We start from the raw sequence: 17,719 nt of genomic DNA, 5'->3' as shown, positions 1-17,719 counted from the left end.
CATGACCGGCGTGGACATTCCGGATGTGGACTCGGTGGTCAGGGCGGCCACGCCCGATTTGATCGCTCTGTCGCATTCCCTCCACGCCGAGCCGGAGCTTGCCTTCGAGGAGACCGCCAGCGTCGCGAAGATCGTCGAACGGTTGGCGCAGAAGGGATTCGGCGTCGAGGTCGGTATCGCCGACCTGCCGACGGCGTTCGATGCGACCTACGGCAGCGGCGAGTTGGTGCTCGCCGTCTGCGCCGAGTACGACGCGCTGCCCGGCATCGGGCATGCCTGCGGGCACAACATCATTGCCGCGTCCGCCGTCGGCACGGGGCTGGCTCTCGCCGAGTTCGCCGATGAGCTCGGCATCACCGTGCGGGTGATCGGCACACCTGCCGAGGAGAGTGGCGGCGGCAAGGTGCTGATGCTCGAACGTGGTGCTTTCGACGGTGTCGCAGCTGCGCTGATGGTGCATCCAGGGCCGTTCGACATCGTCGGCGCCAGCTCGCTGGCGTTGGCCGACATCGGCATCACCTTCACCGGACGGGCCGCGCACGCGTCGGCGGCACCGGAATACGGGCGCAACGCCGCCGATGCGGCAACCGTCGCGCAGGTAGGCCTCGGATTGCTGCGCCAGCATCTGGCACCCGGCCAGCAGATGCACGGATTCGTCAGCGACGGCGGAACGGCACCGAACATCGTCCCTGCCAGCGCCGAAATGCTGTACTACCTGCGCGCGACCACGGCGGCCTCGCTGGCCGATCTCACCGAGCGCGCGTCCGCCTGTTTCGCGGCGGGTGCGTTGGCGACCGGTTGCACCCACGAAATCCGAACCGTGTCGCCCACGTACACCGAGCTGACACCGGATTCCTGGCTGACCGAGTCCTATCGGGCAGAGGTGATCGCGATGGGCCGGGAACCGGTTGCACGCGAATTGGAAGGATCACGTCCGCTGGGCAGTACGGACATGGGTAACGTCACCAACGTGCTCCCCGGAATTCACCCCGTCATCGGTATCGATTCGGAAGGCTCTGTCACGCATCAACCGGCGTTTGCCGCCGCGAGCGTGAACGCCTCCGCCGATCGGGCCGTCGTCGACGGAGCTATCGCGCTCGCTCGAACCGCAGCGCGTGCTGCAACCGACGCCGCGCAGCGCGATCGCCTGCTCGACGGTGTGGAGCGTCGGCGATGAACGACTTCGTCGAGCCGTGGCTCGCCGCGCACGCCGACGATATCGTCAAGTGGCGTAGGCATATTCACGCCAACCCTGAGCTCGCGCGCAACGAGTACGCCACTACCGAGTTCGTCGCTGCGAAGCTGACGGCGGCCGGTCTGTCGCCGAAGGTTCTGCCCAATGGAACCGGATTGACCTGCGACATCGGCCCCGAAGGCCCACGGGTCGGCCTGCGCGCAGACATGGATGCATTGCCGCTGCAAGAGTTCACCGGAGCCACCTACACGTCCACGGTGCCCGGCGTCTCGCACGCCTGCGGCCACGACGCGCACACCACGATTCTTCTTGCGACCGCGCTGGCCCTCGCGGAACAGCCGTCGTTGCCGGTCGGCGTTCGGTTCGTCTTCCAACCTGCCGAGGAAGTCATGCCGGGTGGTGCGATCGATGTCGTCGCAACCGGTGCCATGGACGGCGTCTCGCGAATTTTCGCCCTGCATTGCGACCCTCGACTCGAGGTGGGGCGCATCGGCATCAGAGTCGGCGCGATCACCTCGGCGGCCGACACCGTCGAATTGGTGCTCGACTCACCGGGTGGGCACACGTCGCGACCGCACCTGACCACCGACCTGGTCTACGCCATCGGAACGGTGATCACCGGTCTGCCCGGCATGCTGAGCCGTCGAATCGATCCACGGACCAGCACCGTCATGGTGTGGGGCGCGGTCAGCGCGGGTAAGGCGGCGAACGCCATCCCGCAGACGGGGATGCTGACCGGAACGGTGCGGACCGGCGACCACGACACCTGGGGTCTGCTGGAGCCGCTGGTTCGCGAGATCGTGCACGGCTTGTTGGCCCCCACCGGCGTGCGATACGAGCTCAACTATCGCCGGGGCGTCCCACCTGTGGTCAACGACGAGCATTCGACGCGGATCTTCGAAGACGCCATCCGCACGTTGGGTCCTGATGCGCTGGCGGACACGCAGCAATCCGGTGGTGGCGAGGACTTTTCGTGGTACCTCGAAGAAGTGCCCGGAGCGATGGCACGACTCGGTGTGTGGTCCGGCGACGGCGCACAACGCGACATTCATCAGCCGATGTTCGATCTGGACGAACGCGCGCTTGCGGTCGGCGTTCGGGTGATGGCGAACCTGGTGCTGGCGTCAGCCGAAGGTGCCGGGGCCGACGTTTCGGCTGTTCCGGGTTCGTAGGTCGCGTACGTATTCGGCAGGCGCACCGGCAACTTCGGCCGCATCGGCCATGACGCCGAGGTAGCGAGCCGACGGTAGACCGCCCTCGTAGGCGTCGAGCGTGTACAGCCACGCGAGAACCGGGGCACCGTCGGTTCGGACACGCAACCGGATCTTGCGGTGGATGCCCAGTTCGGAGCCCTCCCACCGATCGAGGCGCTGCTCGTCTTCGACCGAGACGTCGTAGAGAACGACGAACACCTTGGATCCGGGTTCTTCGACGACAGTCGCCAGCGCACCCTCCCAGCCGATGTCCCCGCCGCTGAAGGTCAGCCGCCAACCGTCCAGCCAGCCGGTTCCCGACATCGGCGAGTGTGGGCATCGCTCGAGCATCTGCTCGGGATCCATGTTCGACCCGTAAGCGGCATAAATCGGCACGGCGGCCAGCCTAACGCGAAGGGGAACCTTGCGGTGCACGGCCCGGCCTCCTCGAATAGCGTAGGACCCGAATTGGGATCCCAGACTGGTACATCCGAAAGAATGAGCGAAGAGGAGGACCGATGACCCGGATCGTGATCGTTGGTGGTGGACCAGCGGGCTACGAGGCGGCGCTGGTGGCAGCGCAGCACGGGGGCACGGTGACTCTCGTCGACTCGGACGGCATCGGTGGTGCGTGCGTGCTGTTCGACTGCGTGCCGTCGAAGACGTTCATCGCGTCCACCGGTGTGCGTACCGACCTGCGTCGCGCGAACGATCTCGGCATCAACCTCGATCCCGAGCAGGCACTCATCTCGCTGCCGCAGATCCATTCGCGCGTCAAGAGCCTGGCGCAGGCGCAGTCGTCGGATATCCGTGCCCGCCTGCAGACGGTGGGCGTGCAGTTGTTGTCCGGCAAGGCGGAGCTTGCCGACCCCGTGCTCGGCATGGCCGCGCATCAACTGCGCGCGACGTTGGCCGACGGCGAAGAGCGGATCCTCGACGCCGACGTGGTGCTCATCGCCACCGGCGCCAGCCCCCGCGTCCTCCCCGGTGCCGAGCCCGACGGCGACCGGATCCTGAACTGGCGCCAGCTCTACGACCTCGACGAATTGCCGACCAAGCTGGTGGTGGTCGGCTCCGGTGTCACCGGTGCGGAGTTCGTCTCGGCATACACCGAGATGGGTGTCGAGGTGGTGCTGGTGTCCAGTCGAGACCGGGTGCTGCCGCACGAGGATGCCGACGCGGCGCTGGTCCTGGAGGACGCGTTCGCCGAGCGCGGCGTACAGCTGGTGAAACACGCCCGAGCCGACTCGGTCAAGCGGTCTGGTGACGGCATCGTCGTCACGTTGTCGGACGGCCAGACGGTCGAGGGATCGCACGCGTTGATGACTGTCGGTTCCACGCCCAACACCGCAGGCCTCGGACTGGACAAGGTGGGCATCGAACTCGACCGCAGCGGATTCTTGCAGGTGGACAGGGTTTCCCGGACCACAGTTTCCGGCATCTATGCGGCGGGTGACTGCACGGGCTTGCTGCCGCTGGCGTCGGTTGCCGCGATGCAAGGGCGCATCGCGATGTATCACGCACTGGGCGAGGGGGTCAGCCCGATCAAGCTCAAGACCGTCGCGTCGGCGGTGTTCACCCGCCCGGAGATCGCGACGGTGGGTGTGAGCCAGGCGTCGATCGATGACGGCGAGGTGCCTGCTCGCACAGTGATGCTGCCCTTGAACACGAACCCGCGCGCCAAGATGTCGAGTCTGCGACGAGGTTTCGTCAAGATCTTCTGTCGGCCTGCGACGGGCGTGGTGATCGGCGGCGTCGTGGTCGCGCCGATCGCATCCGAGCTGATCCTGCCCATCGCGATCGCAGTACAGAACAACCTGACGGTCAACGATCTGGCGCAGACGTTCTCGGTCTACCCGTCGTTGACGGGTTCGGTGACCGAGGCCGCACGTCAGCTGATGCGACACGACGATCTCGACTAGCAGCCTTCTCATCATGTGAGAAACACGTTTCATTCTTTGGTTACGGCCGTGCGATAGTTGGCCATGCACGCACCGCCATTGGCCCGTCGATTGAACGGGCTGCAGAGCTCGGCAATTCGCGATCTGCTGACCATCACCGCCCGCGCCGACATCATCAGCCTCGCGGGTGGGTTGCCCGACCCGGACTTGATTCCGCGCGATCGGATTCGGGCCGCCGCCGACGCCGCACTCGTCGATCCCAGTTCGGTGCAGTACACCGAGACATCAGGATGGGCTGGGCTGCGGGATGTTCTCGCCGTCCGCGAGTCGAAGCGACTCGGCCGGGCCATCGCCGCGTCGGAAATCGTTGTCACGCATGGCTCGCAGCAGGCGCTGAGCTTGCTGGCGCAGGTGCTCCTCGACCCCGGGGCGTTGGTGATCGTGGAGGATCCGGCGTATACCGGTGCGCTGCAGGTGTTTCGCACCGCCGAAGCGCAGATCGAGGCTGTGCCGCTCGACGACGACGGCATGTCGGTCGATGCGCTCTCCGCGCTCCTGGAATCGGGCGTCCGTCCGACAGTGGTCCATACCGTCAGCAACTTCCACAATCCGGGAAGCGTCTCGCTGTCGACGCAACGGCGGGTCCGCCTCGCGGAACTGGCTGACCGCTACGGCTTCTGGGTGATCGAGGACGATCCGTACGGCGAGATCTGGTTCCACAACGCGCCGCCGCTGCCTGTCGCTGCACACTCCGATCGGGTGATCAGGCTGTCCAGCGCGTCCAAGATTCTTGCCCCCGCCTTGCGCACCGGTTGGTTGCAGGCGCCCGAACATGTCTGTCGGGCAGTCGAATTGATCAAACAGGGCGTCGACCTGTGCGGTTCCGCGTTGACCCAGCGCATCGCGGCGACCCTGCTTGCCGACGACGACTGGCTCGAATCACACCTCGGCGATGTGCGCAGCGCCTACCGCGAGCGATCCGAAACCCTTTCTCGTGCAGTGCAGAAAGAGTTCGGTGACGCCGTCGCATCGACCGACGTCGACGGCGGAATGTTCTGCTGGCTCGACTTCCGCGACGGCACCGACACGGAGACGTTGCTCGCTGCAGCACTGGACGAGGGCGTCGCCTTCGTTCCCGGTTCGGCTTTCGCAGTCGGCAACGATTACAAGAACGCGATGCGGCTGTGCTTCACGACTTCTGAAGGCTCGGTTCTGGAAGAGGCGGTAGCACGTCTAGCCTGCGCCCACGGCGCTCGCTTGCGTTCATGAACCGGCGGATTGGTGGTCGGGTTCGATGAGTGCTACGACTCGCTCGTTGTCGCGGGGGTAAGCATTTCCGATGTATTTGGTTGCGATCCGGTCGATGATTTCCCAGCCCGGCTCACCATCGATCCACTCGACGACTCGACCGCGTACGACGATCGGTTCGAACGGATTGTCCGGTGGCGTCAGCGAGATCGCGACGCGAGGATCGTTGCGCAGATTGCGGGCCTTTCGGCTGTCCGGGCCGGTGAGTACTGCGATCCGGTCACCGTGCGTACCTATCCACATCGGTACCGAATGCGGCGCACCGTCCGGCAGCAGGCTAGCGAGATGGGCGATCGGTGTGCCGTCGAGAACTGTGCGGATTGTCGAGTCGACGTTCATGGGTCCTCCAATGGGTTCCTTCAAGAGACGCTGAACCTAACATGCGAAGTTCCGTAAAGGAACCCCAATTGCTAGACTCGACCTCATGCAACGGACGAACTTCGGCGACATGGTCTGCTCGATAGCGCGCACGCTCGACGTGATCGGTGAACAGTGGTCGCCACTGGTTCTGCGTGACGTATGGGTGGGGCTCAACCGATTCGACCAACTGCAAGCTGATCTCGGCATCTCCCGCAAGGTTCTCACCGAGCGGCTGAACCACCTGGTCGACGAAGGTGTGCTGGAACGCCGTCCCTACGACGCGAGGCCGCGCTACGACTATCACCTCACGCAGAAGGGCACCGAGTTGGTCGACCTGCTGATGGTGATGGCGGGTTGGGGCGACAAATGGACGGCAGGCGACGCGGGGCCACCGGTGCTCTATCGCCACAACGCCTGCGGCGAGATCAGCAAGGTCGATCTGCGGTGCGCGCAGTGCGGTGAAGCGATGCACGCAGGCGACATCGACCTGCTGCCCGGCCCCGGTCAGGTCGCGGTGAACTGACCGCGACTCGGGATATTCGGTGTGGTCGTGGTGATCTGGATATCGACCTTGCCTGCGCCAGGCGTGAAATAAACCGCGGTCGGTGCGCCGGGGCCGTCATGGCCGGAAAGCGCCCAGCCTTTGGTTCCGGTGGCGCCGGTATCGAGGTTGTGCCACGTCAGCGTTCCCTCGATCAGGCAGATCGGTGTGAGGCTGAAGAAGTGCGTTATCAGCGAGACGGAGTTGGTGCCGTACTCGGACGGCGTGTCCGCATACGCGGTCGCGTCTATCGATCCGGCGCAGATGCCGGGACCGCTCGGAGCGCCGTGCCCGATCGTGTAGATCGGTGACAGCGGAACGGGCGTCGCGGCTGCTGCGGTCGCGCTCGCCGCAATTGCTGATGCAGCAGCCACCGCGCCGATGACCATGGTCCGGGCGGCGAACTTCGTGCGTGCGGACATGTTTACTTCCCCCTTGTTGTGCGTCGTCGTTGCTGCATGGGACTTCGGACGCAATTGTGACAACGTTACTTATTGCAAGTAGTTTTGGTCGCTGTTCGGTCTGGAAGTAGCCGGTCGCGTGCCGAAAATCGGTACCGATTGCACAATCGGTACCGATTTCGAGGTGACGAGTGGAGAGACCCTGGAGAGAGGTGCGCAGGCAACGGCCGAGGACATGTCGGGGGGCGCCGCTAGCGTCCGTCCATGACCAGCACACCGATCGTCTCGACAACCGTTCCCTTCGTCAAAGCGAGGGCCGAGCTGGCCCAACTGTGTTCGCGTGTGTCCTACGGCAGCGAGCGAATCATCCTGACTCGCAACGGCAGGCCAGGGGCAGCGCTGGTGTCGATCGCCGATCTGGAGAAGTTGCGCGCACTCAGCACAACCGAGGCGCCTTCGGCGGAGCACGCGATCGAGATCGCCGCTGACAGGCCGGCGGTGTGGCGCGCGCTGACGAACTTTCGAGCGCGCTCGGATTGGTGGCCGGCGCTCACGATGGATGTCTATGAAGGTGGCTACCTGTGCCACGAATGGAGTCGCGACGGCGGCGAGGTGGTTGCGGTCGTTCCCGCTGAGCTGCTCCGGGCGTCGTGGAGCGATCGCAAAGGTGACGTGACAATCCGTCTCAGCGACGTCGACGGATCGACACGCGTCGCTGTCTCGCACTCGATGGACGCCGAGTTCTGGATCGAGCGACTCGCAGCGCTGAAACGCTACGTCGAACCAGAATCCGTCGACGCCCAGTCGTAGGTGCGTTCGACGGCCTTGTTCCACTCGCCGAAACGTCGGGCTCGTTCCTGCGCCGCCATCTGTGGTTGCCAACGCTTGTCTTCGGCCCAGTTGTTGCGGATGTCGTCTTCGCTCGCCCAATAGCCCACCGCAAGTCCGGCTGCGTAAGCCGCTCCCAGCGCAGTCGTCTCGTTGACCACAGGCCGCACGACGGGGACATCGAGGATGTCGGACTGGAATTGCATCAGCGTCTCGTTGACGACCATGCCGCCGTCCACCTTGAGCGTGGTGAGGTCGACGTCGGAGTCGGCGTTCATCGCCTCGATCACCTCGCGCGTCTGAAAAGCTGTGGCCTCCAAGGCGGCTCGGGCGAGGTGGCCTTTGTTGACGAAGCGCGTCAGGCCCACGATCGCTCCGCGCGCGTCCGGGCGCCACCGCGGTGCGAACAGCCCGGAGAAGGCGGGGACGAAGTAGGCGCCGCCGTTGTCCTCGACTGTCAACGCGAGCGGCTCGACCTCGTCCGCATCGGAGATGAGGCCCAGATTGTCGCGTAGCCACTGCACCAGCGATCCGGTGACGGCAACAGACCCCTCCAGCGCGTACACGGCGTCGGCCTCGCCGATGCGATAGCAGACGGTGGTGAGCAGCCCGTGCTCGCTCGCCACCGGCGTCGTCCCGGTGTTGAGCAACAGGAAATTACCTGTGCCGTAGGTGTTTTTGGCCTCACCGGGGGAGAGGCACGCCTGGCCGAAGGTTGCGGCCTGCTGGTCGCCGAGGATGCCTGCGACGGAGACGCCGGCAAGCGGGCCGTCCACGATCTCGCCGTAGACCTCCGAGCTACTCCGGATCTCCGGAAGCATGGACGTCGGAATGCCGAAGTCGGCGCAGATCTGCTTGTCCCACTGCAGCGTCCGGAGATCCATCAACATGGTTCGTGATGCGTTGGTGACGTCGGTGACGTGTGCCTTTCCACCTGTCAGGTTCCACAGCACCCAGCTGTCGACGGTGCCGAAGCAGAGCTCGCCGGCTTCGGCCCGCTGCCGAGCACCCTCGACGTTGTCGAGGATCCATCGGGCCTTGGGACCTGCGAAGTAGGTGGACAGTGGCAACCCGGTGGTTTTCTGGTAGCGCGACGCGCCGTGTTCGCCCGCCAATTCTTCGCAGATTCGGTCGGTCCGGGTGTCCTGCCAGACGATCGCGTTGTACACGGGCTTTCCGGTTTTTCGATCCCAGACGACAGTGGTTTCGCGCTGATTGGTGATGCCGACAGCAGCGATGTCGGCAGCTCCCAGCCCGGTCGCCTCCAGCGCCTCGCCGATCACGGCACTGGTGTTGCGCCACAGGGTTTCGGCATCGTGTTCCACCCAGCCTGCCCTGGGGAGAATCTGCTCGTGCTCCCGTTGGCCGGTGCCGACGACGCGGCCGTCGTGATCGAAGATCATGCACCGGCTCGACGTGGTGCCCTGATCGATCGCGGCAATGTACTGGCTGGTCACCGTGCAGATCTCCCGTCGCCTCGCTCGCCTCCGACATGAACCTACTAGCCTGGAACCGCACCCGTAGACAACTGACAGGAGCTGGCGCTTTGACGAAACAGCCAGGGTCACAGTTTTTGGGGCCGGAGCAGCGTGACCGGGCCTGGGATCAGCTGAAGTCCGAGCAGTTCGACGTCGTGGTGATCGGTGGCGGGGTCGTCGGTGCAGGAGTTGCGCTCGACGCCGCGACCCGCGGGCTCAAGGTGGCCCTCGTCGAAGCACGCGATTTCGCGTCGGGCACGTCCAGCCGATCGTCGAAGATGTTCCACGGCGGCCTGCGCTATCTCGAGCAGCTCGAGTTCGGACTGGTCAGAGAAGCCTTGCGCGAGCGCGAGCTGTCGCTGACCACGCTCGCCCCACACCTGGTGCGCCCGCAACAATTCTTGTGCCCGTTGACCCATCGCGGCTGGGAGCGCCCGTACATTGCGGCGGGCATGCTGCTCTACGACCAGCTCGGCGGCGCGAAATCGGTTCCGGCGCAGAAACATCTGACACGAGCGGGTGCATTACGCCTTGCACCGGGCATGAAGCGCAACTCCTTGATCGGTGGAATTCGCTACTACGACACCGTGGTCGACGACGCCCGGCACACCATGTCCGTTGCGCGGACGGCGGCCTTCTACGGCGCCGTGGTGCGGACTTCGACACAGGTGGTCGGGTTTCTCCGCGAAGCCGACCGGGTTTCCGGTGTCCGAGTGCAGGATTCGGAGACCGGCAACACCACCGAGATCCGCAGCAACGTCGTGATCAACGCGACCGGGGTGTGGACCGACGAAATTCAGGCGCTGTCGCACCAGCGCGGTCGCTTCCGGGTTCGGGCGTCGAAAGGCGTGCATATCGTGGTGCCGCGCGATCGGATCGTCAGCGAGGCCGCCATCATCCTGCGCACCGCAAGCTCGGTTCTCTTCGTCATTCCCTGGGGTACGCACTGGATCATCGGCACCACCGATACCGACTGGAATCTCGACCTCGCTCACCCCGCCGCCACCAAGGCGGACATCGACTACATCCTCGACACGGTCAACGACGTCCTTGTCACACCGCTGACCCACGACGACATCGACGGCGTGTACGCCGGGTTGCGGCCGCTGCTGGCGGGGGAGAGCGACGAAACGTCGAAGCTCTCGCGCGAGCACGCCGTCGCGCGCGTTGCGCCCGGTCTGGTTGCGATCGCAGGCGGCAAGTACACCACCTACCGCGTGATGGCTGAAGACGCCGTAGACCTTGCGGCCGAAGACATTCCGGCACGCGTGTCGCCGTCGATCACCGGGAAGGTGCCGCTGATCGGCGCGGAGGGCTACTTCGCGCTGGTCAACCAAACCCTGCATCTCGGCGAGATCTACGGCCTGCATCCGTACCGTGTGAAGCACCTGCTGGATCGCTACGGTTCGCTTATCGACGAAGTGGTGGAGTTGGCGAAGACTCAGCCGGAGCTACTGCAACCGCTCACCGACGCACCGTCCTACCTGCAGATGGAAGTGGTCTACGCGGCGACTGCAGAGGGTGCGCTCCATCTCGAGGACATACTGGCTCGGCGAACCCGAATATCCATCGAGTACGCCCACCGAGGTACTCGATGCGCGGAGCAGGTGGCGCGGTTGGTCGCACCGATTCTCGGTTGGGACGAAGCGGACATCGAGCGCGAGATCTCCACGTACAACGCACGAGTGGACGCCGAGGTTCGGTCCCAGACTCAGCCCGACGACCAGTCGGCAGACGAATTGCGCGTTGCGGCACCAGAATCGAGGAGCCACATCCTGGAGCCGGTACCGCTGACGACTACGTCGTAGGCGGTACCGCTGAGACTACGTCGTAGTCGTCGGCTGACCGGACTGGCAGCGCGGGCACAGGTAGACGTTGCGTTCCGCGGACACGCCCACTCCGTGCTGGATTCTGATGATCGGTGTTGCGCAGCGTGGACACGGCCGCCCGGCCTTGCCGTAGACCAACTCCTGCCTAGGCGGCTTCGCGGCGGCCAGGGTTAGCAGTTTGTGCGCCACGTCGACCACTTCGGCCAGATTCGCAACCTCGGACACGTGGGTGCGTGGGTCGACACGCGCCTGAAAGCACGTCTCACTCGCGAAGACGTTTCCGACACCCGCGAGATTGCGTTGGTCGAGCAGGGCGACGCTGATCGGGATGTCGGCGTGCCGAGCCAGACGCTCGACGGCCTCGTTCGCATCCCAATCCGGACCGAGCAGGTCAGGGCCAAGGTGCGCCACCGCACGCTCGGCCTCCTGTGCCGACAACACCTCGACGACGCCCATCTCGAACCCGACTGCCTCGGACGTGTCGTTGGCGAGGACGATTCGCGCCTTGAATGCCGGTCGACGCCAGCGCCCGCCTCGTGGGAGCACTTGCCAGATGCCTTCCATCTTGAGATGGGTGTGGATCGAGGCATCGCCGACCCGGATGAACAGATGCTTGCCGCGCGGCACCACCTGGTCCACCGCACGCCCGCTGAGGTCGACTGTTGCGAAGCGCGGAACGCGAATATCGCACCGGGTCAACGGTTTACCGACCAATGCGGTGCGCAGCCGTTCGGCCGCATGAAAGACGGTGTCACCCTCGGGCATCGGTGAAGCTCACGTACTTCGCAGGCGCAAGCCCCGCGGCGTGGCCGCGAAGCCGGCGTCGACGAGGGTGGGTGAGAGGGCATGGCCGTGAATCGATTCGCCGTTGACCACTTCGATCACCACGCGGTCGACCTTTCGTTGCTTCACCAGAGCGGCCAGCGCTCCGGCGGCGGCCGACAGCTGCTCGTCGTCGCTGGTGAACGTGAGCACGGTTTTACCGCCCCGCTCGATGTAGAGCACCAGCTCGCCGTCGACCAGCACGACGAGAGCACCGGCTTTACGGCCCGGACGATGCCCGGTGCCGTCGACACCGGGTGGCCAGGGCAGCGCGGCACCGTACGGGTTGGCCGGGTCGGCAGCGGCGAGCGCGACGGCAGCACGCGATGTCTGCCGGTCGTACTCGGCGCGCAGCCGATCGACGACGTCGGAGTTGGAGAACTGTGCGCCGCCGAGGGTGTTGACGAAGTACCCGCGCCGCGCACGACCGGTGTCCTCGAACGTCGTCAAGACCTTGTACATCAACGCGAAGCCGCCCGGAACGCCCTCGCTCACCACCGATCCCCTGGTAACCACGCCGTAGCGTTCGAGCAGTTGGTCGGCGGTGGCGTGCGCTCGAACCGTGGGATCCGGCTCCGGTTCCGGTAGCAACGACCATCGCCCAGCAGCCGTCGGCGGCCCGGTTCGGGTCGGCAGCGTCGGACGCGCGACTCGATAGGTTCGCGATCGCGGCATCCGTCGGGGCGCGCGGTGGCTGGTGCTCGTGCGACTGGTTCCGGACATCAATGCCCGTAACGGCGCGAACGTGTCGTTCCCGATCAGCCCCGCCCATACCAATTCCCACAGTGCGGTCGACAGGGCAGTGTCGTCGACGGTGCCGTTGGCGGCGCCGATCGCGTCGGAGAGTTGCCGGAAGAAATACGCTCCGCCGCCGCTCAGGGTGGCGAGGATGTGCGTCTGCAATTCGGTGAGATCGATGTCGATGGCCGGCGGCAGCGTGTACGGCGCCTGATCGGCGGGCGACAGACACACCCAGCCGTCCTTCGCGGTGATCTGGCCGTGGCCCGCCCACACCACCTCACCGGTGGACATCAGTTCGTCGAGCATCGCGGGTGAGTAGTCCGACACCCGCGACGACAGGACGAGCGATTCCCATGCCGACGCCGGAATCGGCACTCCGGCAAGCTGTTCGATCACGACGGCGACGCCGTCGATCCCGCGGAGCGTGCCGCCGACATGCTGCCAGCTGGGCAGGAATCGGCCGAGTGCTGCCGTGCTGACGGGCTCCACATCCTGGCGTGCCGCCGCGAGCGACCGCCTACGCAGGCGTCGTAGCACCTCGGTATCGCACCATTCGGAACCTGTTGCACCGGGCCGGAATTCGCCTTCGACGACGCGCTTCTCCAGTGCGAGCTTGCGGAGAACCGTTCCCGCAACGGCCGTACCGATCGAGAAGCGGCCTGCCGCATCGGCGGTGGTGAACGGGCCATGTGTGCGCGCGTACCGAGCGATCAGATCACCCAGTGGATCGGCGACAGGTTCGACGAATGCGGTCGGCGTTCCGATCGGCAGCGGGACGCCGAGCGCATCGCGCATGCGGCTGGCGTCTTCGATGGCAATCCACCAGTCGCTACCGGCGAACGACACCTCCAGCGCGCGACGCGCGTCGGCGAGCTCAGCCAACCAGTCGGCGGCCGGACCGGTGGATCGTGCGGCCACCTCGGCGGCGGTCATCGGCCCGAGCAGCCGCAAGAGGTCGGCAACGCCTTCGACGTCACGCGCTTGCCGGTCCGGGGCCAGACGCTGCAGCTCCGCCTCGGTGTCGGCGATGACCGTGGCGTCGAGCAGTTCGCGCAACTCCACTCGCCCGAGCAGCTCGGCGAGCAGCGTCGAATCCAGTGACAACGCGGCCGCACGGCGTTCCGCGAGTGGGCTGTCGCCCTCGTACATGAACGCGCCGACGTAGTCGAAGAGCAGTGCATTCGCGAACGGCGACGGCGTCGCGGTCTCCACCTCGATCAGCCGAATCTGCCGACGCCCTATGCGGCCGAACAGATCTCGAAGCGCGGGCAGGTCGTAGACGTCCTGCAGACACTCGCGCACGGTCTCCAACAGGATCGGAAACGTGGGGTATTTGCGAGCGACGTCGAGCAACTGTGCCGAACGCTGCCGCTGTTGCCACAGGGGTGCCCGCTTACCGGGGTTGCGCCGCGGCAACAGCAGTGCGCGCGCCGCGCACTCGCGAAATCGGGAGGCGAACAGCGCCGAATTGCCGACCTGCTCGGTGACGATGTCGTCGATCTCGTCGTGGGTGAAGACGAACAGTTCGGCACCCGGCGGCTGGTCTTCGGTGTCGGGAAGTCGGACGATGATGCCGTCGTCGGAGGCGGTGGGGGAGGAATCGATACCGAACCGCTGCTGGAGCCGCGCGCCGATGGCCAGCGCCCACGGTGCATGCACGGGTTGCCCGTAAGGCGAATGCAGCACCAGCCGCCAATCGCCCAACTCGTCGCGGAACCGTTCCACCACAAGGGTTTTGTCGTTGGGGACCTGTCCGGTCGACTGTTTCTGTTCGTCGACCAACGCCAGCAGGTTGGTGGTGGCATTGACGTCGAGTCCGGCGTCGACACAACGCGCTTCCATGGCGTTGCGCTCCGTGCGCAGAAACGCGCCGAGTGCCTCGCCCAGTTCGGCTGGGCGGCCGAGCCCGTCACCGTGCCAGAACGGCAGCCTGCCAGGTATCCCATACGCCGGGCTGACCAGAACGCGGTCGTGAGTGATCTCCTCGATTCGCCAGCTGGTGGCGCCGAGGGCGAACACGTCGCCGACGCGAGATTCGTAGACCATTTCTTCGTCTAGTTCGCCGACCCGGGACCCAGGAGCGGAGCCTGCGGAGCGACCAGTGTCACGGCCGCCCACCATGAAGACGGCGAACAGGCCGCGATCGGGGATCGCACCGCCAGAGGTGACGGCGAGACGCTGCGATCCAGGCCGACCGGTCAGCGTGCCTGCGTCGCGATCCCATACGAGCCGTGGCCGCAGCTCGGCGAACTCGTCGGATGGGTAACGGCCGGCCAGTAGATCGAGGGTGGACTCGTATGCCGACCGGGGCAGCGTCGCGAAACTGCCTGTGCGACGGACGGTATCGAACCACTCGTCGGCATCGATCGGTTCCAGCGCGGAAGCGGCGACCGTCTGCTGGGCCAGGATGTCGAGCGGATTGGTGAGCACCTGCAGCGCTTCGATCTCGCCCGCCGTCATCCGCATCGATGTGACGGCACAATGGATCACATCGGTGCGATGCTTGGGGAACAGCACGCCACGAGATATCTCGCCGACCTGGTGACCGGCGCGCCCGACACGTTGCAGCCCGCTCGCCACCGACGGTGGCGCCTCGACCTGGACCACCAGATCTACTGCGCCCATGTCGATTCCGAGTTCCAGGCTGCTGGTCGCGACGACGCACCGCAAACGGCCACTCTTGAGATCGTCCTCGATGATCGCGCGCTGATCCTTGCTCACCGAACCGTGATGCGCACGGGCCAACAGCGGCTCGGCTCCGTGATTGACCTCGCGGGGCGTACCGAGTTGCGATGGCATCTGGTGCTCCGTCGCGACACCCTCGCCCAGGCGTTCGGTGTAGACCTCGTTGAGCCGCGCGGTCAGCCGTTCAGCCAGCCGCCGCGAGTTCGCGAACACGATGGACGACTTGTGCTCGAGAACAAGATCGACGATCTGTGCGTCCACGTGCGGCCAGATGGATCCCGCCGATTCCTCGTCGCCCAGGTTCGTCATGTCCTCGACGGGAACGCGGACCGACAGGTCGAACGTCTTGGGCGCGGGTGGGGCGACGATGGTGATCGGTGCGGTGCCGGTGAGGAATCTGCCGACTTCCTCGTGCGGACGGACTGTCGCGGACAATCCGATTCGCTGGGCCGGCTTGGTCAGCTGGTTGTCGAGTCGTTCCAGGGACAGTGCCAGGTGGCTGCCGCGCTTCGTGCCTGCTACGGCGTGCACTTCGTCGATGATCACCGTGTCGACGTCGACGAGCGACTCTCGTGCCGACGACGTCAGCATCAGGAAGAGCGACTCCGGAGTGGTGATCAGGATGTCCGGTGGCTTACGAACAAGCAAACGACGGTCCGCTGGACTGGTATCGCCGGAGCGAACTCCGACGGAGATCTCCGGTGGCTCCAGCCCGAGCCGTTTCGCGGTCTGCGTGATGCCGACCAGAGGTGAACGCAGGTTGCGCTCCACGTCGACCGCCAGCGCCTTGAGCGGTGAAATGTAGAGGACCTTGGTGCCCGCGCTGGCTTCGGTGCGGACCGCGAGCTGGTCGATCGCCCACAGGAACGCAGACAGGGTTTTGCCCGAACCGGTAGGTGCCACCACCAGCGTGTGCTTGCCTGCGGAGATCGCATCCCATGCCCCGAGCTGCGCGGACGTCGGCGCAGCGAATGCGCCGTCGAACCACTGCTGCGTCGGGGCGGAGAACTTCATCCGTTCATACTGCCCCGCGCCACCGACACGGGCAGGACCGGCGAGCGTCCCAGGATGCGCACCAACACCACCGATGTGATGGTCTGCGCCGTTATCAGCGTCACCAGCACCACCAACTGGAATCGGCCCGCATCCACCGGGGACGCCCCACCCATCAACGCGCCGACGAACGCGCCGGGCAATGTGACCAGTCCGGTGGTGCGCGTTTGATCGATGACCGGCACCAATGCGTCGTGGGCGGCCTCCCGTCCGACATCGGCCACTGACTGGCTCGGCGATGCACCGATCGCCAGCCAGCCCTCGATCTCCGGACGTTGGGCGATCGCAGCTCGGCGAAAATTTCGTCCGGCCAGCGTGCCGGCCGTCATGGTGGATCCGATGACGATGCCACCGAGGGCCACTACGTAGCGGCTGTCGAACTGCAACATCGACAGCAGAAATGCGATCGTGAGGGTAATGCCCGCGCCAAGCCCGCACGCTACGACGACCCCTGTCGCCGCACCGGGCAGATCGTGGAGCCTGCGCCCTGCTGTCCAGACCGCCGCCGCGAACATGACCGAAAGAGCGACGGCGACCAGAGCAGGATGCACCAGGACGCCTCGCAACGCGAGACTGATCAGCGTCAACTGCCCTGCGGCCCGGACGATCGCCCACCACGGCATGAATCGCGCGTCGACGCCGCCCCACGTCATGGTCGCCGTGGTGAGGCCGAGAAGCACGATCACACCGGCGAGCAGGTACCCGTACGTCACCCGCCTATCTCACCACCGCGACCGCATACTCAGACAACGGATGTCGGGGCTCCCGCCAGCGTCAGAAACATGCGCAGACCGTCGGTGACCAGCTGTGCGGAGATCGTGGGATCCACCGCGCGCTGGATGCCGAGGCCGATGCCGAGACTGAGCAGGCTGCTCGCAGCGTCGTCAGCGGGTAGCGGGAGCGTGAGATCGAGTGAATCGGCAAGGGACGTGAGCATGGTCGCGACGACGCCGCGGACGGTGGACAGGCTGGCGACAAGCGATGCACGCATGTCGGGATCGTCGCGCGACGCGACCATGAACTCGAATTCGAGCATGGTCCAGCCGACATCGCCCAGGGTCTTCTCCGCCCACTCCTGAAATGCCGACAGTCGGCCATCAAGCGTTTCCGACGTTCCGAGCAGCCCTGCGACTTCGCCGATCTTCGTGGTCCGAATCAGCTCCAGAGCCTCGAGGCACAGCTGATTCTTGTTGGCGAAGTTCGAGTACACCGCGCCCTTGGAGTAGCCCGCAGTCTCCGCGACTCGCTCCAACGAGGTATTGGCGAACCCGTCCGTCAAGAACAGGTCCCGTGCGGTCGCAACGAGGTCGGCATGGGTGCGGGCTTGGCTTTCCGGTCGGGTCAGGCGAACCACCGTTGCTGCTCTCTGCGTATTCGGGATACC

General features: G+C 65.6%; 15 protein-coding genes. 7 read left to right on the top strand and 8 right to left on the bottom strand.

Annotated features, from left to right (window positions below; translation table 11 throughout):
• Position 1 precedes the first annotated feature (1 nt).
• Positions 2 to 1,177 carry a M20 family metallopeptidase gene (locus FOY51_RS13385; protein WP_149430725.1) on the top strand — a complete coding sequence of 392 codons (1,176 nt, stop codon included), beginning with the start codon at positions 2 to 4 and terminating at the stop codon, positions 1,175 to 1,177.
• Positions 1,174 to 2,367, top strand: a complete 1,194-nt coding sequence (locus FOY51_RS13380; protein WP_149430724.1) for a M20 family metallopeptidase — start codon at positions 1,174 to 1,176, stop codon at positions 2,365 to 2,367. Before FOY51_RS13385 ends, FOY51_RS13380 begins: the two co-directional genes overlap by 4 nt.
• Here the strand turns inward: FOY51_RS13380 and FOY51_RS13375 are convergent.
• Positions 2,320 to 2,784 carry a gamma-glutamylcyclotransferase family protein gene (locus FOY51_RS13375; protein WP_149430723.1) on the bottom strand — a complete coding sequence of 155 codons (465 nt, stop codon included), beginning with the start codon at positions 2,782 to 2,784 and terminating at the stop codon, positions 2,320 to 2,322. The genes FOY51_RS13380 and FOY51_RS13375 overlap by 48 nt on opposite strands.
• Positions 2,785 to 2,906: 122 nt before the next feature.
• On the opposite strand from FOY51_RS13375, the gene FOY51_RS13370 reads away from it, so the two are divergent.
• Positions 2,907 to 4,310, top strand: a complete 1,404-nt coding sequence (locus tag FOY51_RS13370; RefSeq protein ID WP_149430722.1) for an NAD(P)H-quinone dehydrogenase — start codon at positions 2,907 to 2,909, stop codon at positions 4,308 to 4,310.
• A gap of 63 nt (positions 4,311 to 4,373) precedes the next feature.
• On the top strand, positions 4,374 to 5,558 hold the full coding sequence (locus FOY51_RS13365; RefSeq protein WP_149430721.1) for an aminotransferase-like domain-containing protein: 1,185 nt from the start codon (positions 4,374 to 4,376) through the stop codon (positions 5,556 to 5,558).
• On the opposite strand, the gene FOY51_RS13360 is transcribed toward FOY51_RS13365, so the two are convergent.
• Positions 5,553 to 5,936: a PPOX class F420-dependent oxidoreductase gene (locus FOY51_RS13360; RefSeq protein WP_149430720.1), complete on the bottom strand. Its 384-nt coding sequence runs from the start codon at positions 5,934 to 5,936 to the stop codon at positions 5,553 to 5,555. The two genes, FOY51_RS13365 and FOY51_RS13360, sit on opposite strands and share 6 nt — an antisense overlap.
• Positions 5,937 to 6,021: 85 nt before the next feature.
• Between FOY51_RS13360 and FOY51_RS13355 the strand changes: the two genes are divergently transcribed.
• Positions 6,022 to 6,480, top strand: a complete 459-nt coding sequence (locus FOY51_RS13355) for a winged helix-turn-helix transcriptional regulator (RefSeq protein WP_149430719.1) — start codon at positions 6,022 to 6,024, stop codon at positions 6,478 to 6,480.
• Here the strand turns inward: FOY51_RS13355 and FOY51_RS13350 are convergent.
• Entirely contained in the window at positions 6,462 to 6,920 is a 459-nt protein-coding gene (locus tag FOY51_RS13350; RefSeq protein ID WP_149430718.1) for a hypothetical protein, read from the bottom strand. The genes FOY51_RS13355 and FOY51_RS13350 overlap by 19 nt on opposite strands.
• A 243-nt stretch (positions 6,921 to 7,163) precedes the next feature.
• Here FOY51_RS13350 and FOY51_RS13345 point away from each other — a divergent pair, with 243 nt between their 5' ends.
• On the top strand, positions 7,164 to 7,709 hold the full coding sequence (locus tag FOY51_RS13345; RefSeq protein WP_149430717.1) for a type II toxin-antitoxin system prevent-host-death family antitoxin: 546 nt from the start codon (positions 7,164 to 7,166) through the stop codon (positions 7,707 to 7,709).
• Here the strand turns inward: FOY51_RS13345 and glpK are convergent.
• Positions 7,673 to 9,184, bottom strand: coding sequence for a glycerol kinase GlpK (glpK, locus tag FOY51_RS13340; protein ID WP_149430716.1), 1,512 nt, complete (start codon positions 9,182 to 9,184; stop codon positions 7,673 to 7,675). The two genes, FOY51_RS13345 and glpK, sit on opposite strands and share 37 nt — an antisense overlap.
• Before the next feature lie 89 nt (positions 9,185 to 9,273).
• Between glpK and FOY51_RS13335 the strand changes: the two genes are divergently transcribed.
• Positions 9,274 to 11,013, top strand: coding sequence for a glycerol-3-phosphate dehydrogenase/oxidase (locus FOY51_RS13335; protein WP_149430715.1), 1,740 nt, complete (start codon positions 9,274 to 9,276; stop codon positions 11,011 to 11,013).
• 15 nt (positions 11,014 to 11,028) lie between these two features.
• Here the strand turns inward: FOY51_RS13335 and FOY51_RS13330 are convergent, their stop codons facing one another.
• Genes FOY51_RS13330 through FOY51_RS13315 form a run of 4 tightly spaced genes read right to left on the bottom strand, consistent with a single transcriptional unit; the run spans position 11,029 to position 17,689 of the window.
• On the bottom strand, positions 11,029 to 11,799 hold the full coding sequence (locus FOY51_RS13330) for a DNA-formamidopyrimidine glycosylase family protein (protein ID WP_149430714.1): 771 nt from the start codon (positions 11,797 to 11,799) through the stop codon (positions 11,029 to 11,031).
• A gap of 9 nt (positions 11,800 to 11,808) precedes the next feature.
• Positions 11,809 to 16,296: an ATP-dependent helicase gene (locus FOY51_RS13325; protein ID WP_149430713.1), complete on the bottom strand. Its 4,488-nt coding sequence runs from the start codon at positions 16,294 to 16,296 to the stop codon at positions 11,809 to 11,811.
• The gene (locus tag FOY51_RS13320; protein WP_149430712.1) at positions 16,293 to 17,048 is read right to left on the bottom strand and encodes an ABC transporter permease; all 756 of its coding nucleotides are present in this window, start codon (positions 17,046 to 17,048) and stop codon (positions 16,293 to 16,295) included. The genes FOY51_RS13325 and FOY51_RS13320 overlap by 4 nt, the downstream gene beginning before the upstream one ends.
• Before the next feature lie 29 nt (positions 17,049 to 17,077).
• Positions 17,078 to 17,689, bottom strand: coding sequence for a TetR/AcrR family transcriptional regulator (locus tag FOY51_RS13315; protein ID WP_149430711.1), 612 nt, complete (start codon positions 17,687 to 17,689; stop codon positions 17,078 to 17,080).
• Positions 17,690 to 17,719: the final 30 nt, after the last annotated feature.

This window comes from Antrihabitans cavernicola (assembly GCF_008297975.1).
Lineage (GTDB): Bacteria > Actinomycetota > Actinomycetes > Mycobacteriales > Mycobacteriaceae > Antrihabitans > Antrihabitans cavernicola.
The sequence above is the reverse complement of the archived record's forward strand: the minus strand, read 5'-3'. Positions and strand labels throughout refer to the sequence as shown.